The sequence below is a fragment of the Rhizobium sp. 18065 genome (assembly GCF_902706095.1).
Classification (GTDB): domain Bacteria; phylum Pseudomonadota; class Alphaproteobacteria; order Rhizobiales; family Rhizobiaceae; genus Allorhizobium.
The window spans coordinates 234344-258808 of sequence record NZ_CACSJP010000004.1 but is presented as its reverse complement, the minus strand read 5'-3'; the positions used below and the strand labels follow the sequence as shown (position 1 = coordinate 258808).

The 24465-nt window shown below is 62.2% G+C and carries 20 protein-coding genes; 13 read left to right on the top strand and 7 right to left on the bottom strand.

From position 1 onward, the window contains the following. Positions 1–69 precede the first annotated feature (69 nt). From GVK95_RS12465 to GVK95_RS12440, 6 genes are all read left to right on the top strand, one after another. Positions 70–1080: an ABC transporter permease gene (locus GVK95_RS12465; RefSeq protein WP_159950016.1), complete on the top strand. Its 1011-nt coding sequence runs from the start codon at positions 70–72 to the stop codon at positions 1078–1080. Then, on the top strand, positions 1073–1993 hold the full coding sequence (locus GVK95_RS12460; RefSeq protein ID WP_159950014.1) for an ABC transporter permease: 921 nt from the start codon (positions 1073–1075) through the stop codon (positions 1991–1993). The genes GVK95_RS12465 and GVK95_RS12460 overlap by 8 nt, the downstream gene beginning before the upstream one ends. Before the next feature lie 433 nt (positions 1994–2426). After that, positions 2427–3437, top strand: coding sequence for a P1 family peptidase (locus GVK95_RS12455; protein WP_159950012.1), 1011 nt, complete (start codon positions 2427–2429; stop codon positions 3435–3437). Between the two features lie 156 nt (positions 3438–3593). After that, positions 3594–4991 carry a bifunctional enoyl-CoA hydratase/phosphate acetyltransferase gene (locus tag GVK95_RS12450; protein ID WP_159950010.1) on the top strand — a complete coding sequence of 466 codons (1398 nt, stop codon included), beginning with the start codon at positions 3594–3596 and terminating at the stop codon, positions 4989–4991. Next, positions 4988–6172: an acetate/propionate family kinase gene (locus tag GVK95_RS12445; RefSeq protein ID WP_159950008.1), complete on the top strand. Its 1185-nt coding sequence runs from the start codon at positions 4988–4990 to the stop codon at positions 6170–6172. The genes GVK95_RS12450 and GVK95_RS12445 overlap by 4 nt, the downstream gene beginning before the upstream one ends. 96 nt (positions 6173–6268) lie before the next feature. Beyond that, a complete protein-coding gene (locus GVK95_RS12440) occupies positions 6269–7462 on the top strand; it encodes an alpha-D-ribose 1-methylphosphonate 5-triphosphate diphosphatase (RefSeq protein WP_159950006.1) in 1194 nt (397 codons plus the stop codon). A 48-nt stretch (positions 7463–7510) separates the two neighbouring features. Here GVK95_RS12440 and GVK95_RS12435 read toward each other — a convergent pair whose 3' ends face one another. The 7 genes from GVK95_RS12435 to GVK95_RS12405 all read right to left on the bottom strand — a co-directional run bounded on the left by GVK95_RS12435 (position 7511) and on the right by GVK95_RS12405 (position 15413). Next, the gene (locus tag GVK95_RS12435) at positions 7511–8260 is read right to left on the bottom strand and encodes an ABC transporter ATP-binding protein (RefSeq protein ID WP_159950004.1); all 750 of its coding nucleotides are present in this window, start codon (positions 8258–8260) and stop codon (positions 7511–7513) included. Then, positions 8257–9090: an ABC transporter ATP-binding protein gene (locus GVK95_RS12430; protein ID WP_159950002.1), complete on the bottom strand. Its 834-nt coding sequence runs from the start codon at positions 9088–9090 to the stop codon at positions 8257–8259. Before GVK95_RS12430 ends, GVK95_RS12435 begins: the two co-directional genes overlap by 4 nt. Next, positions 9087–10019 (bottom strand): ABC transporter permease, encoded by a 933-nt coding sequence (locus GVK95_RS12425; protein WP_159950000.1) that lies wholly within the window; start codon positions 10017–10019, stop codon positions 9087–9089. The genes GVK95_RS12430 and GVK95_RS12425 overlap by 4 nt, the downstream gene beginning before the upstream one ends. Further along, a complete protein-coding gene (locus GVK95_RS12420) occupies positions 10016–11020 on the bottom strand; it encodes an ABC transporter permease (protein ID WP_244618757.1) in 1005 nt (334 codons plus the stop codon). Before GVK95_RS12420 ends, GVK95_RS12425 begins: the two co-directional genes overlap by 4 nt. Before the next feature lie 68 nt (positions 11021–11088). Continuing rightward, complete coding sequence (locus tag GVK95_RS12415; RefSeq protein WP_159949996.1) at positions 11089–12729, bottom strand: ABC transporter substrate-binding protein; 1641 nt, start codon at positions 12727–12729, stop codon at positions 11089–11091. A gap of 52 nt (positions 12730–12781) precedes the next feature. Next, positions 12782–13834, bottom strand: coding sequence for a dipeptidase (locus GVK95_RS12410; protein WP_159949994.1), 1053 nt, complete (start codon positions 13832–13834; stop codon positions 12782–12784). Positions 13835–13988: 154 nt separating this feature from the next. Then, positions 13989–15413, bottom strand: a complete 1425-nt coding sequence (locus tag GVK95_RS12405; protein WP_159949992.1) for an amidase — start codon at positions 15411–15413, stop codon at positions 13989–13991. 476 nt (positions 15414–15889) lie between these two features. Between GVK95_RS12405 and GVK95_RS12400 the strand changes: the two genes are divergently transcribed. From GVK95_RS12400 to GVK95_RS12370, 7 genes are all read left to right on the top strand, one after another. After that, the gene (locus GVK95_RS12400; RefSeq protein ID WP_159949990.1) at positions 15890–16990 is read left to right on the top strand and encodes an ABC transporter ATP-binding protein; all 1101 of its coding nucleotides are present in this window, start codon (positions 15890–15892) and stop codon (positions 16988–16990) included. Positions 16991–17001: 11 nt separating this feature from the next. After that, positions 17002–17916 carry an ABC transporter permease gene (locus GVK95_RS12395; protein ID WP_159950305.1) on the top strand — a complete coding sequence of 305 codons (915 nt, stop codon included), beginning with the start codon at positions 17002–17004 and terminating at the stop codon, positions 17914–17916. Next, positions 17909–18715, top strand: coding sequence for an ABC transporter permease (locus GVK95_RS12390; RefSeq protein WP_159949988.1), 807 nt, complete (start codon positions 17909–17911; stop codon positions 18713–18715). Before GVK95_RS12395 ends, GVK95_RS12390 begins: the two co-directional genes overlap by 8 nt. Before the next feature lie 38 nt (positions 18716–18753). Then, positions 18754–19788 carry an extracellular solute-binding protein gene (locus tag GVK95_RS12385; RefSeq protein ID WP_159950303.1) on the top strand — a complete coding sequence of 345 codons (1035 nt, stop codon included), beginning with the start codon at positions 18754–18756 and terminating at the stop codon, positions 19786–19788. Positions 19789–19863: 75 nt separating this feature from the next. Further along, the gene (locus GVK95_RS12380; RefSeq protein ID WP_159949986.1) at positions 19864–21045 is read left to right on the top strand and encodes a serine hydrolase; all 1182 of its coding nucleotides are present in this window, start codon (positions 19864–19866) and stop codon (positions 21043–21045) included. 42 nt (positions 21046–21087) lie between these two features. After that, positions 21088–22758, top strand: a complete 1671-nt coding sequence (locus tag GVK95_RS12375; protein ID WP_200844277.1) for an amidohydrolase — start codon at positions 21088–21090, stop codon at positions 22756–22758. 30 nt (positions 22759–22788) lie between these two features. Continuing rightward, complete coding sequence (locus GVK95_RS12370; protein WP_159949982.1) at positions 22789–24462, top strand: amidohydrolase; 1674 nt, start codon at positions 22789–22791, stop codon at positions 24460–24462. Positions 24463–24465 lie beyond the last annotated feature (3 nt).

Below are 24465 nucleotides of genomic sequence, written 5' to 3'. Positions count from 1 at the left end.
CCTCGCCGGGCCTTGCCGACACGCAAGGCCCGGCGATCGCATTTCTCGTGACAGCCTGGAGACCATCCGATGTTCACCTTTACGATTCGGCGATTGCTGTTTGCAATCCCGACATTGCTGGCGATCAGCTTCATCATTTTCGCGCTGCTGGACCTCGCCCCCAGTGACCCGCTGAGCGACCTGCCCCTGACCATTCCGCCCGAGGTGCGCGAGCAGATCCGCGCCGCCATGGGCCTCGATCAGCCCTTCCTCATCCGCTACATGAAATGGCTGCAGCAGTTCTTCATCAATGAACCGCTCAACATCTTTGAACAGCTGACCGGGCTTACCATCGGCACCGGCGAGCGCATGCGCGTCCTGTCCTGGGCCACCCGCAGCCCCGTGGTCGACCTGATCGTCCAGCGGCTACCGCAGACGCTCTGGGTGGTTGGCCTGTCCTATCTCTTCGGCGTGCTGCTGGCGATCCCGATCGGCGTCATCTCCGCCTATCGCCAATATTCGATCTTCGACCAGATCGGCACCTTCATCTCGATGGTCGGCTATTCCGTTCCGACCTTCTTCACCGGTGTGCTGCTGATCGTCGTCTTCTCCTCCTACCTGCAATGGTTCCCGTCGATCTACGACACCAATCTGGTCGTCGACAGCTGGTCGAGTTTCGTCATGCAGGTGAAGCAGATGTTCCTGCCCGTGCTGGTGCTGACGCTCTACAACACCTCGCAGATCAGCCGCTTCGTCCGCGCCTCGATGCTCGACAACCTGCATATGGATTATGTTCGCACGGCGCGTGCCAAGGGCGTCAAGGAAAAGGTCGTGCTGCTGGTGCATGTGCTGCGTAACAGCCTGATCCCGGTGGTCACCGTGATAGCGCTCGGTGTTCCGACCATCTTTTCCGGCGCCATCATCACCGAACAGGTGTTCCGGGTGAACGGCCTCGGCCAGCTGCTGATCACCGCGATCCAGGGCGCCGACATCCCGCTCGTCCAGACGCTCACCTTCATCTTCGCGGTGCTGATCGTTCTCTTCAACCTGATTGCCGACGTTCTCTACGGCATCCTTGACCCGAGGATTCGCTATGACTGATGCGGCCATCCCGACAACGCTTGCGACACGACCGAAGAGCGGCAATTTCTGGCTGCTGCTCTGGCGCCAGTTCCGCGCCCATCCCGGCGGCGTCGCCGGCCTGATCGTGTTTTCCTTCATCGTGATTGCGGTCTATGTCGGCCCGCTGATCCACACGATCGACCCCAACAAGATCGACATCAAGGCGAAGAACCAGGGCCCGTCCTTTGCCCATCCCTTCGGCACCGACAATCTCGGCCACGACATGCTGGCCCAGGTCATGGCCGGCGGGCAGATCTCGCTTGCCGTCGGCATGACCGCCATGTCGCTGGCGCTCCTGGTCGGAACGCTGGTCGGCGTGCTGTCGGGGTATTCGAAGAAGCTCGACGGCCCGCTGATGCGCATCACCGACCTCTTCCTCGCCTTGCCGCTGCTGCCGCTGCTGCTGGTGATCATCATGCTGTTCCGCGACACGCTGCGCGCCGCCTTCGGCCCGGAGACCGGCATCTTCATCCTGATCGTCTTCGTCATCGGCATCACCAGCTGGATGCACACCGCCCGCATCGTGCGCGGCGACGTGCTGGCGGTGAAAAGCCAGGAATACATCCTGGCCGCCAAGTCGAGCGGCATGCGCGAATACCGGATCATCCTCAAGCACATCCTGCCCAATGTGATGTCCTCGATCATGGTCTCGGCAACGCTCGGCATCGCATCGGCGATCATCACGGAATCGGCCCTGTCCTTCCTCGGCCTCGGCTTCCCCTCCGACTTCCCAACCTGGGGCCGCCTGCTGTTTGATGGCGCAAACTTCCTGCAGATCAACCCCTCCCGCGTCCTCTGGCCGGGCCTGGCGATCTCGCTGACGGTCTTGAGCGTGAACTATATCGGCGACGCAATCCGGGATGCGCTGGATCCGCGGGCGTTGAAGCATTGAGGGGTGCGTCAATTGAATGGGCGCAGTGGCAAGCGCCCATTCAGAACATCCTTGCAGGACTTCATGGAGACCGAAGAACGCAATCCTGAGCGGCGAGATCCACACTGCTGGCAAAGCCCCCCTCTGCCCTGCCGGGCATCTCCCCCACTTGGGGGAAGATCGATGCTGGGCCGGCGCCCGGTCTCCACAAAACGTTTCAGACAGACTTTATGTATCCTGCGGCAAACGTCGGGTTCGAATGAGGTTAGCTCGGCGCAAACCCAATCCGATCTCCCTCCTTGTGGGGGAGATGCCCGGCAGGGCAGAGGGGGGCTCCGCGGAGCAATGGTAAATGCCCATCTCCTTTGGGTATCCCTATCCCTCCACCCCCTCCCCTTGATCCCGCCACCTTCTCCCGCCACTCTCCGCGCCTGACCTCGGGAGACCCCGCACCATGCCCAACGCGCCCCTCAACCTCGTGACCGATGTCGACGGCGTCTCCGTCGGCCATGCGACCGATCTGGAACTCGGGTCCGGCGTCACCGTCATCCTGTTCGACGAACCGGCGGTAGCCTCCGGTACGGTGCTTGGCGGCGCGCCGGGTGGGCGTGACACGGCGCTGCTCGATCCATCGATGACGGTGCAGCAGGTCGATGCCTTCGTGCTGTCGGGCGGTTCGGCCTTCGGGCTCGATGCGGCCGGTGGCGTGCAGTCGGGGCTGAGGGCCATTGGCCGCGGTTTTCCGGTCGGCCCGGTCAATGTACCGATCGTGCCGCAGGCGATCCTGATGGATCTGCTCAACGGCGGCAACAAGGACTGGGGCCTGCATTCGCCCTACCAGGACATGGGTTATGCGGCGTTTCTCGCCTGTGCCACCGGTCCCTTCGATCTCGGCACGGTTGGTGCCGGCACGGGTGCCACAACCGCCAACTTCAAGGGCGGCATCGGCTCGGCCAGCGCCGTGTCGTCCAGCGGGCATACGATTGGCGCGCTTGTTGCCGTCAACGCCATGGGCTCGGTGACCATAGGCGACGGTCCACATTTTTGGGCGGCATCGTTCGAGGAAGATGATGAATTCGGCGGCCTCGGCCTGCCCGCCACGGTCAGCGCTGCCGACCGCGCCATGGCCATCAAGGGCGTGCGGCTGACGGCAACCACCATCGGCGCCGTCGTCACCGACGCAGCCCTGAGCAAGGCCGACCTGCACCGGCTGTCGATCACCGCGCATGACGGGCTCGCCCGCGCCGTCCTGCCGGCGCATCTGCCACACGATGGCGACACGCTGTTTGCGGCGTCGACCGGAAAACGGGTGCTGGCCGGCGCTGCAGATCTGATGGAACTCTGCCACCTCGCCACCTTGGTCACAGCCCGCGCGATTGCCCGCGGTGTGCATGCCGCAACAGCATTGCCTTATCCGGGCGCACAGGCCGCATGGCGCGACCGCTGGGTCTTGCCAAACGCCTAGCTGTGGCCAGCACTTAGACTTTAGCTCCAGAGCGCTTGAGATAAGTCAAGGACAGGCGTCACCCCGACCGGGATAGTGGCTGCATATTGCAACGCAACATTGCGACACGGCCCGGCAGACCGCATGATGATCCGCCAGGAACCGGGACGATTTCAGATGGATGACATAACCGAGATGGAAAAGCCGATCCTCACCAACCGCACCTTCGAGGAACTGAAGGTCGGCGACAGCGCCGCGATCACGCGGCTGATCGGGCCTGACGATGTCGAACTCTTCGCAGCCCTGTCCGGCGACCACAATCCGGTTCCGCTTGGCCAGTCGCTGATCCCCGCCGGCATGGTCTCGGCGGTGCTCGATACCCGCCTGCCCGGCCCCGGCACCGTCTATCTCGGCCAGGATCTGCAATTCCAGAAATCGCTGTCGCCCGGCGACACGATCACGGCCACCGTCACCCTCGTTCAGAAACAGGCCGACGGCCAGACGGTGATCTTCGACACCCGCTGCGTCAACCAGCATGGCGAAACCGTGCTGGCCGGACAAGCCCGCGTCAAGGCGCCGGAGCGACGTGTGGTCTGGTCGGAAAACGCCATTCCCGACGTCTCGCTGCAACGCCATGACCGTTTCGACGCAATCGTCGCCGAAGCCAAGGCAATGCCGATGCTGAGGACGGCGCTCGTCCACCCCTGCACGCCTGACGTCATCGAGGCGGCCGTCGAGATCCGCGACGAAGGCCTGCTCGACCCGATCCTGATCGGCCCGGAAGCCAAGATCCGCGCGGCCGCTGCCGAAGCCGGCATCTCGCTCGACGGTTTCGAGATCATGTCAACCGAGCACAGCCATGCCGCCGCCGCCCTGGCCGTTGAACTGGCCATAGCCGGCAAGGTCGGCTCGGTGATGAAAGGCAGCCTGCATTCCGACGAAATCCTCGGCGCCATTGTTGCCGGCGGTTCCGGCCTGCGCACCGAACGCCGCATCAGCCATGTCTATGTCATGGATGTGCCGGCCTATTCGAAACTGCTGGTGGTGACAGATGCGGCGATCAACATCGCGCCTTCACTCGACCAGAAGCGCGACATCTGCCAAAACGCCGTCGATCTCATGCACATGCTCGGCGTCGCCACGCCCAAGGTCGCGGTGCTCGCCGCCGTCGAAACGGTCAACGATAAGATGCCGGCGACGCTGGATGCCGCAGCCCTCACCGTCATGGCGGCACGCGGCCAGATCAAGGGCGCCCTGGTCGACGGGCCGCTTGCCTTCGACAATGCCATCAGCCTGGAGGCGGCGCGCACCAAGGGCATCGTCTCACCGGTTGCCGGCGATGCCGACATTCTGCTGGTGCCGGATCTCGAAGCCGGCAACATGCTGGCCAAGCAACTGCTCTATTTCGCCAATGCCGATGCGGCAGCCCTCGTGCTCGGTGCCCGGGTTCCGATCATCCTGACCAGCCGCTCCGACAGCCTGCGGGTGCGCATGACGTCCGCCGCCCTTGCCAAGCTCGTGGCGGCCAGGCGGACTGCGGCCCTAGCGCCGGAATTGGGGCTGATCATTTCATGAGCGACAAACTGCTGCTGACATTCAATGCCGGCTCCTCTTCGGTGAAGATCGGCCTGTTTGTCCGCGAAGACGGCAAGGCGAGGCGCATCGGCAAGGGCATGATCGACTTTCGCCACCAGCCGCTGACTTTCCACCTGGTCGAAGGCCCGCAGATCTTCGACGTGCCGCTCGAAGCCAGAAGCGATGACCTGCTGCATGATGTGCTGGAAGAAACCTTCGCATGGCTGGCGGCGCACTATGATCTCGATGCGGTGACCGCCGTCGGCCACCGCGTGGTGCATGGCGGCGATCATTTTGCCGATCCGGTGCTGGTCACCGACGCGAGCACGGCTGCGATCGCGTCGCTGATCCCGCTGGCGCCTTTGCACCAGCCGCAGAACATCAGGCTGATCCAGGCCATTCACGACCTGAAGCCCGGCCTGCCGCAGACCGTGTCCTTCGACACCGCCTTCCATCGCAGCCAGAGCGAGACCGTGCAGCGTTTTGCCATACCGCGCGAATGGTTCGACAAGGGCATCAAGCGCTACGGCTTCCATGGCCTGTCCTATGCCTATATCGCCCGCGCCCTCAAGGCGCTGGAACCGGAGCGCGCCGGCGGATATGCGGTTGTCGCCCATCTCGGCAGCGGCGCCAGCCTCTGCGCCATGGAGCATGGCATCAGCCGCGACACCTCGATGGGCTTTTCCACCATCGATGGCGTGCCGATGGCAACCCGCAGCGGCGCCATCGACCCCGGCGTCTTCTTTCACCTGATCCATGGCCACGGCCTGAGCGTCGATCAGGTCGAGACGATGATCTACAAGCAATCCGGCCTGCTAGGCCTGTCCGGCATCAGTGCCGACAGTCGCGTGCTGCTGGAAAGCAACGCACGCCCGGCCCGCGAGGCGATCGACGTCTTCACCTTCCGCATCGCCGGTGAAGTGGCACGTCTGGCGGCCACGCTCGGCGGGCTCGACACGGTGGTCTTCACCGCCGGCATCGGCGAGAACCAGCCGGCCATCCGCAAGGCGGTCTGCGACCGGCTGGCCTTCCTCGGCGTGGCCATCGACACGCTCGCCAATGACCGGAATGCCGCAGTGATCTCGACAGCCTCCAGCCAGATCAAGGTCCGCGTCATCGAAACGGACGAGGAACAGGTGATTGCCGACGATATGCTGTCCGTGTTCGATCGACAGCGTTGAGTTGCAATCGTTCGCGGCTGACAACAAACCGTCATGAAGCGCGCTTAGAGACGGGCCGACAATCGGTTCAAATCAGTCCAGACGGGAGCACGCCACATGCTGCAGGAGATGAATGCAACGGGTGAGGCCGAGCGCCACGCGAACCGGACTGCCATCGTCATCACCAATGCCCGCGTCGTCCTGCCCGGTCATGTCATGCATGGCACGGTCATCGTCGAGGACGGCCTGATCACCGAGATCCACGAAGGCCCGTCGCGGCTGGAAGGCGCCATCGATTTTGCCGGCGACTATCTGCTTCCCGGTCTGGTCGACATCCATACCGACCATTTCGAAAAGCACATCTATCCGCGCGCCCATGTGCGCTGGGATTTCATGCGGGCCGCCCTTGCCCACGATGCCCAGATCATCGGCGGCGGCGTCACCACCGTCTTCGACAGCCTCTGCGTCGGTGCCACAACCGACAACCCGCATCGCGCCGAAATCCTGACGCCGATGATCGAGGCGCTGGAACAGGCAACGGCTGCAGGCATGCTGCGCGCCGAACACCTGGTGCATCTGCGCTGCGAGATCACCGATCCGGCGACGCCGGCGCTGACCGCCGCCAATATCGACCGCGCCATCGTCCGGGTCATGTCGGTCATGGAGCACCTGCCCGGCATCCGCCAGAGCCGCGACATCGACGCCTATGTCGCCCGTGCCGCCAAATCGACCGGCGAAAGCCACGACCTGGTGCGCGAGAAGATCAAGTTGCTGGTAGCGGAAAAAGGCGAGATCGGTGCCGTTATTCGTCCGGAAATCGTGGCGCTTGCCCGCGCACGCGGCCTGCCGCTGCTGAGCCATGACGACACCGATATCGAACACATCGACGAAGCGCTGGCCGATGGTGTCAGCATTTCCGAATTCCCCTGCACGATCGAAGCGGCTCAGGCCGCTCGCGACAAGGGGCTGGGCATCGTCGCCGGCGCGCCGAACATCCTGCGCGGTGGCTCGCAGTCCGGCAATATCGCCGTGCGCCATCTGCTGGCGGCCGACCTCGTCGACATCCTCGCATCCGACTATGTGCCGCGTTCGCTGCTCGATGCGGCCTTCATGATCGCCGCCGATCCAGGGCTGAGTTACGACCTGCCGCGTTCCGTGGCCATGGTCACCCGCGCACCGGCACTGGCCGGCGGGTTGAAGGATCGCGGAGAAATCTCGCTCGGCCTGCGCGCCGACCTGATTCGCACCGACTTGCATGACGGCCATCCGTTCCTGAAGACAGCCTGGCGGTCGGGCATGCGGGTGGCCTGAGCCACCCACCTCGATCCGTCCCGCGCAGACGATCAGTCGCGCCCTGGATCAGTCGCGGCGAAAACCTTCGCTGGCGGTCAGGAGCTGGCGCGTGTAGTCGGTGGAAAAGTCGCGGCTGCGCAACTGCTCCGTCGACAGGGTTTCCACCACCTTGCCGGACTTCATCACCACCAGCTTTTCGCACATGTGGCTGATCACCGAGAGATCATGGCTGACCATGACGAAGGTCAGGCCGCGATCCTTGCGCACCTGTTCGAGCAGGTTGAGGATCTCCGCCTGGATCGAGGCATCGAGCGCCGAGGTCGGCTCGTCGAGCAGCAGGATCTGCGGCTCGAGGATCAGCGCCCGGGCAATGGCAATGCGCTGGCGCTGGCCACCCGACAGCTGGTGCGAAAAGCGGAAGCGGAAACCGCTGCCAAGACCCACCTCGTCGAGCGCACGCGCGATGCGCACCTCCGCATCCGGTATGCCATGGATCGCCAGTGGCTCCAGCAACAGCCGGTCAACCGTCTGGCGCGGATGCAGCGAGCCATAGGGATCCTGGAACACCATCTGGACAGTGCGGTAGAATTCGCGGTCACGCCGGCGGCCGCTGTAGCTCTTGCCGCTGACCGTCAAGCTGCCCTCGTCGAAGGGGTTCAGCCCGGCCACGGCACGCAGCAGCGTCGATTTGCCAGAACCGGATTCGCCAACAATGCCGAAGGACTGGCCGGTTTCCACATCGAGGCTGACGGTATCGAGCGCGCGAAAGCCATCGAAGCGCACGATCATGTCACGGATGGACAGGGACAGTTTCATAGCTTCCACTCCGCCTGACGTTCCAGCACCGGCAGCGGATGCCGGTCGGCCGCGATCTGCGGCAGACAGTTGAGCAGACCCTGGGTATAGGGATGTTTGGCCTCGGACAGTTTCGATGCCTCGATCTCCTCGACCACCTTGCCGGCATACATGACCAGAACACGGTCGCAGAAGGACGAGACGAGACGCAGGTCATGGCTGATGAAGATCAGGCCCATGCCGCGCTCGGACACAAGCTTGTCGAGAATGGCCAGCACTTCAAGCTGCACGGTCACGTCGAGCGCAGATGTCGGCTCGTCGGCGATCAGCAGTTCCGGCCCGCAGACCAGCATCATCGCGATCATCACGCGCTGGCCCATGCCGCCGGAAACCTCGTGCGGATAGAGATCGAAGACACGCTCCGGATCGCGAATCTGCACCGCTTCCAGCATCGCAAGCGCACGCGCACGCGCCTCGCTTCTCGACACCCGTTCATGGGTCCGCAAGGTCTCCATGATCTGCCGGCCGATCGGCATGACCGGATTGAGCGAATATTTCGGATCCTGCAGGATCATCGCCAGCCGCTTGCCGCGCAGGTTTCGACGCTGCGAGGCCGATGCCTTGAGCAGATCGATGTCGCCGAACGCCAGACGATCCGCGGTGATCCGCGCATGGCCGGGCGTCAGCCCCATGATGGCGCGCCCGGTCTGCGATTTGCCGGAACCGGATTCGCCAACGATCCCGAGCCGTTCCTTGCCGAGGGTGAAATTCACCCCACGCACGGCCTCGATCGTGCCGGTGCGGGTCGGGAAGCTGACCCGCAGATTTTCGACCGTCAGGAGTGGCGTCATTGGCCGGCCTCCTTCGGATCGAGTGCATCGCGCAGGCCGTCGCCCAAAAGGTTGAAGCCGAGCGAAACGATCAGGATGGCAAAGCCCGGCATGGCGGCAACCCACCATTGGTCGAGGATGAAACGGCGACCCGACGCAATCATCGCGCCCCATTCGGGCAGCGGCGGCTGAGCGCCGAGACCGAGGAAACCAAGGCCGGCAGCGGTCAGGATGATGCCCGCCATGTCGAGCGTCACGCGCACGATCAGCGACGACATGCAGAGCGGAATGATGTGGAAGAGCACGATGCGCAGCGGCGACGCCCCCATCAGTTTGACCGCCGAAATATAGTCGGAATTGCGGAAGGTCATCGTTTCGGCGCGCGCGATACGCGCATAGGGCGGCCATGATGTGATCGCGATGGCGAGCACCGCGTTTTCGATACCGGGACCAAGGGCTGCGACAAGCGCCAGCGCCAGAACCAGTTTCGGAAAGGCGAGAAAAATGTCGGTGATGCGCATCAGCACCGCATCGACCCATCCGCCGGCATAACCGGCAACGGTCCCGACAATCAGCCCGATCGGCGCGGCGATGATCGCGACCAGCGCGATGACGAACAGTGTCAGGCGCGAGCCATGGATCAGCCGCGACATGATATCGCGACCCTGGTCATCCGTGCCGAGCAGATAGCCTTCGGTCCCCGGCGGCAGCAGGCGCGCGTTGCGCAGGTCGCCCTGTACCGGCGAATGCGGCGCCAGAACATCGGCAAAGGCGGCAACAAACAACAACGCGATCAGGATGGCGAGACCGAGCAGCGCCAGGCGATTTTCCGAAAACCGCCTCCAGATCATGTAGAGGCGGCCGCAACGGGCCTGCCAGCGCGACTGCGGCCGGTCGGAGAGCAGCCATTGGCGAAGGCTCGGTTTTGCCGTGAGTTCGGATCCGGTCATCGGCTGCGCGTCCTCGGGTCAAGCATGCGGTAGAGAACATCCGACAGGAGATTGATGGCGATGAACACGGAACCGATGACGATCGTCCCGCCCAGCACCGCATTCATGTCGGCATTCTGCAGAGAATTGGTGATGTAGAGGCCAAGCCCCGGCCAGGAGAAGATCGTCTCGGTCAGCACCGAGCCTTCGAGCAGGCCGGCATAGGAGAGTGCGATCACGGTGATCAGCGGCACAGCGGCATTGCGCAGCGCATGAAACCAGATGATCCGCGTTTCAGACAGGCCCTTGGCCCGGGCAGCCACGATGTATTCCTGCGAAAGCTCGTTCAGCATGAACGAGCGCGTCATGCGGCTGATATAGGCGAGCGAGAAATAGCCGAGCAGCGCACCCGGCAGGATGATGTGGCGGAACAGGTCCCAGAGCACATCCCATTGCTGCTGCATGGCGGCATCGAGCAGAAAGAAGCCGGTGACCGGGGTGAAACTGTATTCGTAGACGATGTCGACGCGCCCCGGATAGGCGACCCAGTTGAGTTTGGCATAGAAGAACAGAAGCGCCAGCAGCCCCAGCCAGAAGATCGGCACGGAATAGCCGATCAGGCCGATCACGCGGACGATCTGGTCGGCGATCGAGCCGCGCTTGACGGCAGCCAGGATGCCGAGCGGCACGCCGAACAAAACTCCGATGATCGTGCCGACTGTTGCAAGCTCCATGGTCGCGGGAAACACCCTTGCGATATCGGTCTGCACCGGATTGGTGGTCAGCACCGAAGTGCCGAAGTCGCCACTCAGCACCTGGCGAATGTAGATGATAAACTGCTCGTAGAGCGGCAGGTTCAGGCCGAGTTCCTCGCGCACGCGCTCGACGACATGCGCCGGCGCACGGTCGCCGACAATGGCGAGCGCGGGATCGATCGGCACCACGCGGCCGATGAAAAAGGTCACGGCCAGAAGGCCGAGATACGTCGTCAGCACCGTCAGAATGAACTTCGACAGCGAGATGGCAAGCGCCGAGGCGCGCGCGCTACTGCGCCGCGCCTCGGTCCGATTGGAGACATCCGTCAAGGGGATCAGTCCTTGGAGACGGTGTAGACGAAGTTGGTGTCGAAGCTCGGTCCGAGCTTGTAATCCTTCACCTTGTCCGAATAGCCGGCGATTTCCGTCTGCTGGAAGATCATCACGAACGGGCCGGTTGCCAGAACCTGCTTCTGCAGGTCTTCATAGATCGCCGCACGCTTTGCCGTGTCTTTTTCGAGTAGGGCGGCCGCAGTCTTGGCCGAAAGCTCCGTCGGATCCCAGGCATTGCGCCATGCGAGCGTCTTGTTCTTGCCTTCGTCGGAATTGTCCGGATTGAAGGTGAAGGTCTCGGCATTCGAGTTCGGGTCGAAATAGTCCGAACCCCACTGGCCGATATAGATGTCGTGTTGGCGGGCGCGGAACTTGGTCAGCGTCTGCTTACCATCGCCCGGGATGATTTCCAGCTTGATGCCGGCCTGGGCCAGCGTCTGCTGGACGTTTTCGGCAATGCCGGTGACCGGCTGAGTATTGCGCACATCCATGGTGACGGTGAAGCCGTCAGCAAGACCTGCCTTGGCCAGCAGTTCCTTCGCCTTGGCAACGTCGAGCTTGTAGGGCTTGTCCTCAAGCGCGCCAAGCTGGCCCGACGGCAGGAAGGTCTGGTGGATCGAACCGATGCCCTTGATCAGGGTTTCACCAAGCGCATCGTAATCGACCAGATACTTGAAGGCCTCGATGACTTCCGGCTTGGCCAGGTTCGGGTTCTTCTGGTTGAGGCTGAAGTAGTAGAGCGTGCCCTTCGGCGCGGACGTCGTGGCAATGCCTTCCTTCTTCGCAACGGCTTCGAAATCGCCCGGCTCGAGATTGCGCGCGACGTCGATATCGCCGTTTTCAAGTGCCAGACGCTGGCCAGCGCTTTCCTTCATGTAGCGATAGATGACGCGGGCAAGCTTTGCCTTTTCGCCGAAGAAATTGTCGTTGCGCTCCAGCACAACCACTTCGTTGGCGCGCCATTCGCGGATCTTGAACGGACCCGAGCCGGCATAGCCGGTCTTCAGGAACTCGTTGCCGAAATCGGTGTCGTACTTGTATTCAGCCGTCGGCGTCATTGCCTTGGCCTTTTCGGTGACCAGCACCTTGTCGACGACCGAGGCAACCGTTGAGGTCAGCACGTTGAGCACGAAGCTCGGCGCATAGGCCTTGTCGACGGTTAGCACGAAGGTCGTGTCGTCGGTTGCCTTCGCCTTTTCGGTGACATTGTCGCCGCTCAGGCCGAACTGGGTGAGCAGGAAGGCCGGCGACTTGTCGAGCTTGACGGCACGCTCGAACGAGTAGGCCACGTCGGCCGCCGTGATCGGATTGCCGGAGGCAAATTTCAGGCCCGACTTGAGCTTGAACGTATAGGTCAAGCCGTCGTCCGAAATGGTCCAGCTTTCGGCGAGGTCGCCGATAACCTTCGACGTGTCGGCCGGATCAAGCGCGACCAGCTTGTTATAGGTATTGGCGGTCACTTCGGCCGTCGAGATTTCGAAGGCTTCGCCCGGATCAAGCGTGATGATGTCATCGATCGCCCAGGCCAGAACCAGCGTATCGGCCGGCGTTGCGGCATAGGCCTGCGGTGCGCCCGCCAGGATCAGCGCAAGCGCCGCACTGGTCGTCATCAACTTCAAGCGTTTGTTGAATGAATTCATCATCCGATTATTCCCCTTCTTGGTTGTTGGTGGATAACGATCGTATGGCTTGGCACTATTCGTGCCAGGCCGATGCGAGTACTCTCAGCCAGTTCTCCCGGCAGATCTTGTCCAGGTCTTCGCCACCGTAGCCAGCAGCCTTCAGCGCTTCAACCAGCTTTTGATTGCCGGATGCATCGGCGATGTCGGCAGGCACAGTCGCGCCGTCGAAATCGGAGCCGATCGCCACGCAATCGATGCCCATGCGCTCGACCAGATAGTCGATATGCTGGACCATGGCGGCAATCGGCGTATCGGCGCTGTCGCGTGCATCCGGCCGCAGCATGGTGACGGCATAGTTCAGGCCGACCAGACCACGGCTGTCCTTGATCGCATCCAGCTGCTTGTCCGTCAGGTTGCGCGCAACCGGCGTCAGCGCATGAACATTGGAATGGCTGGCGATCAGCGGCTGATCGGTAATCCTGGCGACGTCCCAGAAGCCCTTTTCGGTAATGTGCGCCAGATCGATCAGAATGCCCAGTTCATTGCAGCGCTTGACCAGCGCCACGCCGGCATCTGTCAGACCGGGGCCGGTATCGGGCGACATCGGATAGGCGAACGGCACGCCATGGCCGAAGATATTGTTGCGGCTCCACACCGGGCCCAGCGAACGCAGGCCCGAAGCGTGGAAGGTCTCCAGCACATCGAGATCCTTGTCGATCGCCTCGCAGCCTTCCATATGCAGAACGGCGGCAAACACTCCCTCCGCCATGGCCTTGCGGATCTCGGCCGTCGAGCGGCAGAGCTTCCAGGCACCGGCGCGGTCGAGACGCTGCGCCACCGATGCCATTTCCAGCGCGATGTCGAGCGACCACTGCCGGTCGAGCGGCGGATCGAGCGTCGTGACATAGTGGCCCGCAGCGTCCGGCTCCTGCAACGAGAAGTCATGCGGCGACGGAATGTAGATGGCGCACAGTCCGCCAGCCAGTCCACCGGCCTTGGCGCGCGGCCCGTCGATGTGGCCCGCTGTCGTGCCCTGGGTGAATTCAACGACCGGATCTGTCCCGTCCTTGCGTCCGCGCCACAGGCGAAGCAACACGTCGTTATGGCCGTCGAAGATCAAGTCCATGAAAATGAATTCCGCTTTTCAGTCAAACACGAGGAGAAGCGCGGTCCCCGTGATCGGGGGCTGGCAGGGTTAAGTCACGGTAGAACCGTGTTTTAGATGGTAGGGCCAAATCCCATCGATATTCAAGGGTGAAAAAATTTTACCCCAAATGAAACTATTCGAGCTTCGGAAGGTGGCCGAGCCATTTGGTCGCCTGCTCGTAGAGCGCCGCAAGCGACAGCACGTCGCCGTCGGAACGCGGGCGGCCGATGAGCTGGAATCCGGTCGGCAATCCATGCGTATTGAAGCCGGCCGGCAATGCCGCAACCGGCAAACCGGCCATGCTCGGCCCGATCACCACCTCCATCCAGCGATGATAGGTATCCATGTGCTGGCCGGCAATCGTGCGCGGCCAAGGGATATCCGCATCGAAGGGGAAGACTTGGGCGGCAGGCGCGATCAGGTAGTCGTAGCGGTCGAAAAGCGTGAGCATCGCCTGGTACCAGAGGGTACGCAGCGCCGACGCCTCGTAGACGTCGCTGGCGGAAACCTTGAGCCCTGTTCGGACCTCATGCAGGATCTCGGGCTTGAGAGAGCCGCGCTTGCCGGGATCCTCGTAAAAGTCGCGCATGCTGCCGGCGGTCAGGAAACTGCGCAGCGTCGTCCACGCCCACCACAGCCGTTCGATGTCGAAATCGGGCATGGCCCTTTCGGCCACGAAACCGAGCCCGTCGAACACTTTCAACGCCGTCTCCGACAGCGCCAGCACACCCGGCTCGAATGGCAAATAGCCGTTGTAGTCACCCAGCCAGCCGATCCGCCCGCCTGCTTTGGCGATGGCTGGATCGAGCAAAATCGGCGCACTGTCATAGGACGACGGATCACGCCGGTCATAGCCCGACTGGGTATTCAGCAGCGCCACAACGTCGGCAACGGAACGCCCCATCGGCCCGGTGGTCGCAAGCTGGTTGAGATAGGCATCCCGACCCCGCAGCGACGGCACCCGGCCGAAGCTCGGGCGAAAGCCGACGACATTGTTGAAGGCCGCCGGATTGCGCAAGGATCCCATCATGTCGCTGCCATCGGCGACCGGCACGAGCCGCGCGGCCAGCGCCGCCCCTGCCCCGCCGCTCGATCCACCGGCCGAGCGGCTGAGGTCGTAGGGATTGCGGGTGACGCCGAAAACCGGATTGTAGCTATGCGAACCAAAGCCCCATTCGGGCGTATTCGTCTTGCCGATGATGATCGCGCCGGCGGTCCGGATCCGCTCCACCTGGATCTCGTCGAAATCGGGAATGAAGTCGCGAAACAGCGGCGAACCATAGGTGCAGGGAATGCCTTTCACCTCGGAGAGGTCCTTGATCGCAATCGGCAATCCATGCATCCAGCCAAGACTGCGACCAGCCTGGCGCTCGCGGTCGGAAGCCTGCGCTTCGGCCAGAAGCTGGTCGTCGGGCCGCAGGCTGACGATCGCGTTGATCTTCGGGTTAAGCGTATGAATGCGCTTGAGATAGGCCGCCATCACCGCCTCTGCAGTGAGTTCACCGGACTGGATGGCGGCGGAAAGTGCGGTTGCGCTGAGGGCGGTCGGATCGGTCAAGGCATGCTCCAGAATGGCGGCGTGGCGAACGCCTGATGATGGTCGAGACGTCGCTGCCGTGTGCAGGCCCCAACGATGGAGCGCTGTCGCACACGCGTCAAGCCGATGCTGCACGCGTAAAACGCAGGCCAGAATTGCGGGTCACCATGCGCTTCGCGAAAATCTTCTCAAGCCTGCGAAATAAAAATGGTCAAACGACCAATTTAGAGGCAACATGCCGTTAATCAGGCTGATCCGGACGCGCCGAACGGATCAGTTAAAATGAACGGGAACATCGGTGAGACAGGGTTACATGCGGGTTTCCGGCGCTCTGCCTTGCGTCGCCGCACTGAGTGGAGGCTTTCGAAGATGGCAATTGGGATGGCACGCGAATTGCGTGACGACAGTTGCAAAAAGCAGTTAGAGATCCGCCTTGGCAGGTCACGGCTGTGTGAACTTCTCCACGCATAAACCCAACATAAAAACGGGGGCACTGCTTGAGTTCCATATCCCAGAAGGCAGCCATTGAGATCCGCGGCGTCAGCCGTGTGTATGGATCGGGCGGAGGCAAGGTGACCGCATTGGACGGCATCAACCTGACGATCCGTGAAAACGAATTTTTCACCCTGCTCGGACCATCCGGCTGCGGCAAGACCACGCTCCTTCGGCTGATTGCCGGATTCGATTTCCCGACCACCGGCGAGATCCTGCTGTATGGCGAGGACATCGCACCGCTTCCTCCGTTCAAGCGGCCGGTCAACACGGTGTTCCAGAGCTACGCGCTCTTTCCCCACATGACGGTTGCCGAAAACATTGGCTTCGGCCTGAAGATGCTCGGCAAGCCGGCAGCCGAGGTCAAGGCGCGCGTCGACGAGATGCTTGAGCTCGTCCATATGGTGCCGATGCGCGACCGCCAGGTCAGCCAGATTTCCGGCGGCCAGCAGCAGCGCGTCGCGCTCGCCCGCGCGCTGGCTCCGAAGCCGAAGGTGCTCTTGCTCGACGAGCCGCTGTCGGCCCTCGACTACAAGCTGCGCAAGGAAATGCAGATCGAGCTGAAGCGGGTACAGGCCGAGACCGGCATCACCTTCATCTTCGTCACCCATGACCAGGAAGAAGCGCTGACCATGTCCGACCGCATCGCGGTCATGTCGACCGGCAGCCTGCGCCAGGTCGGTTCGCCCTGGGACATCTATGATCGTCCGGCCGAACGTTTTGTCGCTGACTTCATCGGCGAGACGAATTTCCTCGAGGCCGATGTGCTGTCGGTCGAAGGGGAACGCGCCAGGGTCCGGCTTGCGTCTGGAGCAGAAATTCCGGCGACCTTCCCGGATCAGACCACGCCCTCCGGCAAGGTCACCGTGGTCATCCGTCCGGAACATGCCCGCATCGCCGGCCCCGAACAAGCCTCGGTCCTGTCGGGCACGGTCGAGACCGTCGTCTATCTGGGAACGGATACGCATATCCACATCCGGCTCGGCGACGGCGCCCTGTTCACCATCCGTCAGCAAAATGCCCGCAGCGGCCACTGCGGTATCAGTGAGGGCGACACGGTCGGCATCGAACTCAGCGACGATGTCGCGCAGATCCTGAGGGATTGACCATGAGCGCGATCCAGACGGCCCCCGAAATTGCCAAATCGCGCGACATCCGAAACCGCTGGCTGCTCAGCCTCCCGGCACTGCTCATCATTTTCGTCGCTGCCGCAGGCCCGCTTCTCGTCATGCTGTTCTATTCGTTCATGGCGAAGGGCGACTACGGTGACGTGAAGTTCGGCGAATTCTCTTCCGAAGGCTGGTTCTCGGTCTTCTTCCAGCGCGACATGTTCGATGACACGTTCGGCTTGGCCACGGCGCACCTGTCGATCATCTGGCGCTCGCTACAGCTGTCGTTTTTCACCACGCTGCTGACGGTGATCCTCGGTTTCCCGACCGCCTATTTCATCGCCACACGGCCGCCAAGCTCACGCGAGATCTGGGTCTTCCTGGTGACCATCCCGTTCTGGACCAATCTGCTGATCCGCACCTTTGCCATGCAGCAGGTCATCCGCAACGAGGGAATGTTGAACAACGCGCTGATCTGGCTCGGCGTGATCAGCAGCCCGCTGCAGATCATGTATACCGATACGGCCAACCTGCTGGGCATGACCTATGTCTACCTGCCGCTGATGGTCTTGCCGCTCTATGCCTCGATCGAGAAACTCGACTTCCGGCTGGTGGAAGCGGGATATGATCTCTACGCGACCCGCTTCCAGGTGTTGAGGCGTATCGTGATCCCGCTGGTGAAACCCGGCATCATCGCCGGCTCGATCCTCGTTTTCATTCCCTCGCTCGGCGCCTATGTCATTCCACGCGTGCTCGGCGGCGGCAAGAACATGATGCTCGGCAACCTTATCGAGATGCAGTTCGGCGCTGGTCGCAACTGGCCGCTGGGGGCCGCCATGTCGATCACGCTGATGGCGCTGGTCATGATCGCCCTGATTTTCTACGTGCGCAACGCTTCACGCTCGGGGGCAGGTCATGTTTAAGCCACACTTCGACATCCGGGCTCAACCCGGTTTCGGCTTCATCGCCCTCTTCACCTTCTTCGCGCTCTATCTGCCGATAGGCGCACTGGTCGCCTATTCCTTCAATGGTGCGGAATCTCTGTCGCACTGGGATGGGTTCTCGCTGCGCTGGTTCGAGGCAGCCTGGCAGAATTCGGCCGTGCAGGATGCTGCCATCCGGTCGCTGATCATCGCGGTCTGGGCCGCAACGCTTGCGACGATCACCGCGACCATGGCCGCACTGGCAACGACCAGGACTGAGCCCTATCGCGGCCTTACCTTCAAATATGCGCTGATCAATCAACCAATCATGGTGCCGGAAATTGTCACGGCCGTGGCTCTGTTGATCGTCTTCTCAAGGATTAAGGTCTGGACCGGCTATTCCGGCCTTGGCTACCTGATCGCAGCCCATACAGCCTTCTGCATTCCCTTCGCCTATCTGCCGATCAGAGCCCGGCTGGAGAGCATGGACCTGACGCTGGAGCGGGCAGCAGCGGACCTCTACGCCACCCCCTGGATGGCGTTCCGCCATGTGACCTTCCCGCTGCTGCGCCCCGCGCTGATCGCCGGTTTCATGCTGGCCTTTGTCATCTCGCTCGATGACGTCGTCATCACCGAATTTGTCAAATCCGGCGGGCAGGACACGCTGCCCACCTACATGCTGGGTCAGCTGAGACGCGAGACCACGCCCGAGATCAACGCGATTGCCACGGTCTTCCTGGCGCTGTCGACAGCACTTGTGATCATCGTCTTCATCGTCAACCGGCGAAAACAACAGTAATTCGACGTCATAACAACAGAGAGGAACGAAGAATGAAAATGAAATGGATGACGACAACCGCAACCGCGCTGATCGCAACGCTTGCCTTCGCAGGTGCGGCCTCTGCCGCCGGCGAACTGAACATCTATAACTGGGGTGACTATACCAGCCCCGAACTGATCAAGAAGTTCGAACAGCAATTCGACGTCAAGGTAACGGTCACCGACTACGATTCCAACGACACGGCGCTTGCCAAGGTTCGCGCAGGCGGTCACGGCTTCGACATCGTGGTTCCCTCGGCGAACTACGTGCCGATCTGGGTCAAGGAAGACCTGCTTGTCGAAGCGCGTCCCGACCAGATGGAGAACTTCAAGAACGTCGATCCGCGCTGGGTCGATGTCGCCTGGGATCCGGGCCGCCATTACACGGTTCCATGGCAGTGGGGCCTGACCGGCATCGGCGTCAACACTACAGTCTACAAGGGTGACATCAACACCTCGGCGATCTTCCTCGATCCGCCACCAGAACTGGCGGGCAAGATCAACGTCGCACCGGAAATGAACGACGTTCTCTTCGCCACGATCAAGTATTTCGGCGGCGACTGGTGCACGATGGACAAGGACGTGCTGCGCAAGACACGCGACAAGCTGGTCGAGGCAAAATCCAAGTGGCTGGCCATGGACTACAGCGTCACCGAGAAGCTGCCCGCCGGCGACTATTCGGCCGTCTATTACTGGAACGGCGCCATCATGCGCTCGCGCGCCAAGAACGCCGACATCAAGTTCGGCTACCCGAAGGAAGGCTTCCCCTTCTTCATGGACAGCGTCGCGATCCTGAAGGACGCGAAGAACCCGGAAAATGCCAAGCTGTTCATGAACTTCATCATGGATCCGGAAAACGCAGCGATGATTTCGGCCTTCGCGAAATATGCCAACGGCATCAAGGGTTCGGAAAAGTTCCTGCCGGCTGACATGCAGACGGCACCGGAACTGGTCGTCCCGGCTGAATTCGAAGCAGCAGGCGAATTCCTCATCGGCTGCGAACCGGAAGTGCAACAGCTTTACTCGAAGATCTGGACCGAAGTGCAGAAGTAAGCCGGTCCCGCAATCACCTGATGACAATGACCAACGGGAGGGCCAAGCGGCTCTCCCGTCTGGAGGAGCTTTTCCATGACCACCGATTTTGCCAGGGCGCACGGCTTTGAACGCAGCGCCGTGTCCCTTGCCAACTGGCGCACGGCCCCGTTCAGCCGCTGGAGTTTTGCCCATGCGGCCGAAGTGGTGCCGAGTGCGATGATCCGCGCCACCGCCGAGCAGCCGGAAACGGCATTGGCCCAGTCACCGTTGCTCGACCGCCCCATGGACACCGGCCTTGCTGGCCATGGCACGGCCCGCGACTTCCTCAGCTATGCCCACACGGACGCCTTCGTCTTGATGCGCAGCGGACAGGTCATCGCCGAGCACTATGCCCCGCATGCTGACGTCAACCAGCCGCATATCGTCTTTTCGGTGAGCAAGTCGCTGACTGCGCTCCTGATTGCAAACCTTGAAGCCGATGGCCTGATCGATCCCGACAAGCCGGTGACGAGCCTTCTGCCCGAAGCCGACGGCTCCGCCTATGGCGACTGCTCCATTCGCGACGTGCTCGACATGCGCGTCAGCTTGGCGTTCGACGAGGCCTATCTCAATACCGATGGCGCCTATGCCCGCTATCGGCGCGCCACCTTGTGGAACCCGGCCGATCCGGCAACCCCGACCGAGACGCTGCTTGCCTTTCTGCTGACGCTGAAAAAAGCCGATCATGCCCATGGCGGCGCGCATTTCTATGCCTCGCCGAATTCCGACCTGCTCGGCATCCTGGTCGAGCGCGCCACTGGCAAGCGCTATGCGGAGGTGTTTTCCGAACGCCTGTGGAAACCGCTCGGCGCGAAGAACCACGCCACGGTGACGGTGGATGCCGAGGGCTCTGCTCGTGCCGCAGGCGGTGTCTCGGTGACCGCGCGCGATCTTGCCCGTGTCGGCGAAATGGTGCGCAACAATGGTCTGGTCGATGGCCGGCAGGTAGTCCCGCAAGCCTGGATTGCCGACATGCTCCAAGCCGGCGACCATCAGTCCTGGGTGGACGGCAAACCCAATCTTTTGCCCAATGGTCGATATCGCAGCCAATGGTACCAGAGCGGTGAGGCGGACGGCGCCTTTTGCGCCATCGGCATCCATGGCCAGTGGCTCTATGTCGACCCGTCCACCGAGACCGTGATCGTCAAGCTCTCGTCGCAGCCCAACCCACTGGATGACGAGTTGAAGCAGGACAATTTCGCCTTCTTCCGCGCCCTCAGTGCCCTGAACGTCTGAGCAACGCCTGAACCCGAATTCGAGACAACCGGAATGACCACCATGTCCCAGACCGCCGACCTGATCATCAAGAATGCCCGCGTTCTGACGATGGACCAAGCCAATCCGCGTGGCGACGCAATTGCGATTGCTGGAAACCGGATCCTGGCGGTCGGTTCTGCAGGCGAGATCGACGCGCTCGCCAACGCTTCAACCCGTGTCATCGACGCCAAGGGTGCGACCGTCCTGCCGGGCTTCAACGAAGCGCATATGCACATCTTCCCCGGCTCCGTCTCGCTGCGACAGCTCAACCTGCACGGCGTTCAGGGTATCGTAGCGCTGAAGACAGCGATTCTCGACTACGCCGCCGCCAATCCTGACGACCCGCTCCTGATGGGCTTTTCCGCCGACTATTCGATCATCGGCCTCGGCGAACCTGTCACCCGTCAGCATCTCGACGCCATCCTGCCCGATCGCCCGTTCATGATGTTTGCACCCGACCATCATACGGCCTGGGCCAACACCATGGCCCTGCAACAGGCAGGTCTTCTGCACGGCAAGGATGTCGGCATCGGCAACGAGGTCGTCATGGGCACGGATGGAATGGCCAGCGGCGAATTGCGCGAAGGCAATGCCTTCGGCCCGGTCGCGGCCCTCGCCTCGACGGGTGGCCGCGAGGAACTCGGCATGGTCACCGGCATGGACCCGGAAGCCGTCACGCCCGAGCAATATGCGCTGGACCGCGCGATCCTGAAGAACGGCCTCGACTATTGCGCCTCCTGGGGCGTGACCTCGATCCAGAATTTCGACGGCAATCACTACCAGCTGCGTCTGATGCGCGATCTGGAACAGGCCGGCGAACTGCCCTGCCGCATTCGCATTCCTTTCCACATGAAGAACTTCATGGCGCTTTCCGAACTCGACAAGGCTGCCGAATGGAAGACAGAATTTGCCACCGATATGCTGCGCGGCGACTTCGTCAAGGTGTTCATGGACGGCGTGCTCGACAGCCAGACCGCCTTCATGCTCGACGGCTACGGCGATCGCCCCGATTATGACTCCGAACCGCTGTTTACCGCCGACGCCTTCAACGCCATTGCCACCAGGGCCGATGCGCTCGGCCTGCAGGTCGCCGTGCACGCCATCGGCAGCGCCGCCATTCGCCAGACGCTCGATGGTTATGAGGCAGCACTGAAAGCCAACGGCCAAAAGGACATCCGCCACCGCATCGAGCATATCGAGGTCATTCACCCGGACGACATTCCGCGCTTTGCCGAGCTTGGCATCGTGGCCTCGATGCAGCCCGTGCACTATCCCGGCGGCACATGCTTTCCGGCTGAGCCGACGACGGACAAGATCGGCGAAGACCGTTGGCAATATGCCTATGCCTGGCGCACGATGAAGGAAGCGGGCGCGACAGTCGTCTTTGCCTCCGACTGGCCGGTTTCTCCGGTATCGCCCTTCCAATGCATCCAGGATGCCCTGACCCGCAAACCCTGGAAGGATGGCCTTCCCGACCAGCGCTTCTCGCTGGAGGAATCGCTGGAAGCCTACACCGCGATCGGTGCCTGGGTCGAATTCATGGAAGACCGCAAGGGCAAGCTGAAACCCGGCTTTCTCGCCGATATCGTCGTCCTGTCGACAGATATCGAGGCCGTCGCACCCGATGAGATCATGACCGAAGTCCGCGCCGCGATCACCATCTGCGACGGCCAGATCACCTATCAAGCCTGATTGACCGCCACGAGCGAAAGTGTCCGCATCATGAGCATCGCCGCCGATATCATCATCCACAATGCGCGCATCCTGACCATGGATGATGATCGGCCCACGGCACAGGCGATTGCAATGGCCGGAAATCGCATCCTCGCGGTCGGCACCGACGCCGAGATCATGGCCTGTTGCGTGCCCGCAACCCGGATGATTGATGCCGGCGGAGCAACGGTGATGCCCGGCTTCAATGAAGCGCATATGCATATCTTCGGCGGCTCGGTCGGCCTCAGCCAATTGTCGCTGATGGGGATAAAGGGCTTCGATGCCCTGAAGGCCGCCATACGCGCCTACGCCACTGACAACCCAGACAAGCCCCTGCTGGAAGGGCTCTACGCCGACTATACCATTCTATCGGAAGACGAGCGCGTCACCCGCCACCATCTCGATGCGATCATCGCCGATCGGCCCTTCGTGATGATGGCGCCGGACCGCCACACCGCCTGGGCCAATACGATCGCCCTGGAGAAGGCCGGCATTCTGCATGGTCGCGACGTCGGGATCGGCAACGAGATCGTCATGGGGGCCGACGGGCTTGCCGCCGGGGAATTGCGCGAGACCAATGCTTTCAGCCCGGTCATGGCGCTGAGCGAAACCGGCGGCCGCGAAATGCTCGGCAGTGCGACCGGTGGCGACCCGGCGCATGTCACGCCGCAGGAGCGGGCAACCGACATCGCGGTCCTGAAGAAAGGCCTTGCCTATTGCGCTTCGCAGGGCATCACCTCGATCCAGAACATGGACGGCAGTCTCTACCAGCTGGAAATGCTGCAGGAGATCGAGGATACAGAAGGGCTCCCGGTCCGTGTCCGCATGCCCTACCACATGAAGAACTTCATGCCGCTCACCGATCTCGAGGAGAAGGCCGCCGTCTGGCGCGCACGCTTCCAGTCCGACAAGCTGCGCTGCAACTTCGTCAAGATGTTCATGGATGGCGTGACCGAAGGCGAAACCGCGGTCTTTGTTGATGACTACAGCCACAAGCCTGGCTGGAAAGGCGAGCCGCTGTTTTCCGCCGAACATTTCAACGCCATTGCCGTTGAGGCCGATCGTCTCGGGCTGCCGGTGACAGTGCATGCCATCGGCGACGGCGCGGTGCGCATGGTGCTCGACGGCTATGAAGCAGCGATCGAGGCCAATGGCCGGCGCGACAGCCGCAACCGCATCGAACATATCGAGGTCGTGCATCCCGACGACGTGCCACGCTTTGCGAAACTCGGCACCATCGCCTCGATGCAGCCGACCCATCCGCCGGGCTCTGCCGGCCTGCCGCTTGAACCCTATCTGACCTATATCGGCGAGCAGCGCTGGCAATATGCCTTCGCCTGGAAACTGCTGATCGACGCAGGGGCCACGATCGTCTTTGCCACTGACTGGCCGGTCTCGCCGCTGCCACCGCTAAGCTGCATCACCGACGCCATGATCCGCACGCCCTGGCGACAAGACATGCCGGACCACCGCCTGACATTGACGCAGACGCTTGCCGCCTATACCCGCACCAGCGCCTGGGTCGAGTTTATGGAAGATAGGAAGGGCATGTTGAAACCCGGCTATTACGCCGACGTGGTGGTGCTTTCGGGCGATATCGAAACCTGCCCTCATGCCGAGATTGTCGATCTGTCGCCCGTTGTGACCATCTGCGACGGGCGTATCACCTACCAGGCCAGCTAGGGA

Coding starts and splice junctions, on each gene's coding strand:
- GVK95_RS12465 (WP_159950016.1), top strand. CDS start 70: ATGTTCACCTTTACGATTCGGCGATTGCTGTTTGCAATCCCGACATTG.
- GVK95_RS12460 (WP_159950014.1), top strand. CDS start 1,073: ATGACTGATGCGGCCATCCCGACAACGCTTGCGACACGACCGAAGAGC.
- GVK95_RS12455 (WP_159950012.1), top strand. CDS start 2,427: ATGCCCAACGCGCCCCTCAACCTCGTGACCGATGTCGACGGCGTCTCC.
- GVK95_RS12450 (WP_159950010.1), top strand. CDS start 3,594: ATGGATGACATAACCGAGATGGAAAAGCCGATCCTCACCAACCGCACC.
- GVK95_RS12445 (WP_159950008.1), top strand. CDS start 4,988: ATGAGCGACAAACTGCTGCTGACATTCAATGCCGGCTCCTCTTCGGTG.
- GVK95_RS12440 (WP_159950006.1), top strand. CDS start 6,269: ATGCTGCAGGAGATGAATGCAACGGGTGAGGCCGAGCGCCACGCGAAC.
- GVK95_RS12435 (WP_159950004.1), bottom strand. CDS start 8,260: ATGAAACTGTCCCTGTCCATCCGTGACATGATCGTGCGCTTCGATGGC.
- GVK95_RS12430 (WP_159950002.1), bottom strand. CDS start 9,090: ATGACGCCACTCCTGACGGTCGAAAATCTGCGGGTCAGCTTCCCGACC.
- GVK95_RS12425 (WP_159950000.1), bottom strand. CDS start 10,019: ATGACCGGATCCGAACTCACGGCAAAACCGAGCCTTCGCCAATGGCTG.
- GVK95_RS12415 (WP_159949996.1), bottom strand. CDS start 12,729: ATGATGAATTCATTCAACAAACGCTTGAAGTTGATGACGACCAGTGCG.
- GVK95_RS12410 (WP_159949994.1), bottom strand. CDS start 13,834: ATGGACTTGATCTTCGACGGCCATAACGACGTGTTGCTTCGCCTGTGG.
- GVK95_RS12390 (WP_159949988.1), top strand. CDS start 17,909: ATGTTTAAGCCACACTTCGACATCCGGGCTCAACCCGGTTTCGGCTTC.
- GVK95_RS12385 (WP_159950303.1), top strand. CDS start 18,754: ATGAAATGGATGACGACAACCGCAACCGCGCTGATCGCAACGCTTGCC.
- GVK95_RS12380 (WP_159949986.1), top strand. CDS start 19,864: ATGACCACCGATTTTGCCAGGGCGCACGGCTTTGAACGCAGCGCCGTG.
- GVK95_RS12375 (WP_200844277.1), top strand. CDS start 21,088: ATGTCCCAGACCGCCGACCTGATCATCAAGAATGCCCGCGTTCTGACG.
- GVK95_RS12370 (WP_159949982.1), top strand. CDS start 22,789: ATGAGCATCGCCGCCGATATCATCATCCACAATGCGCGCATCCTGACC.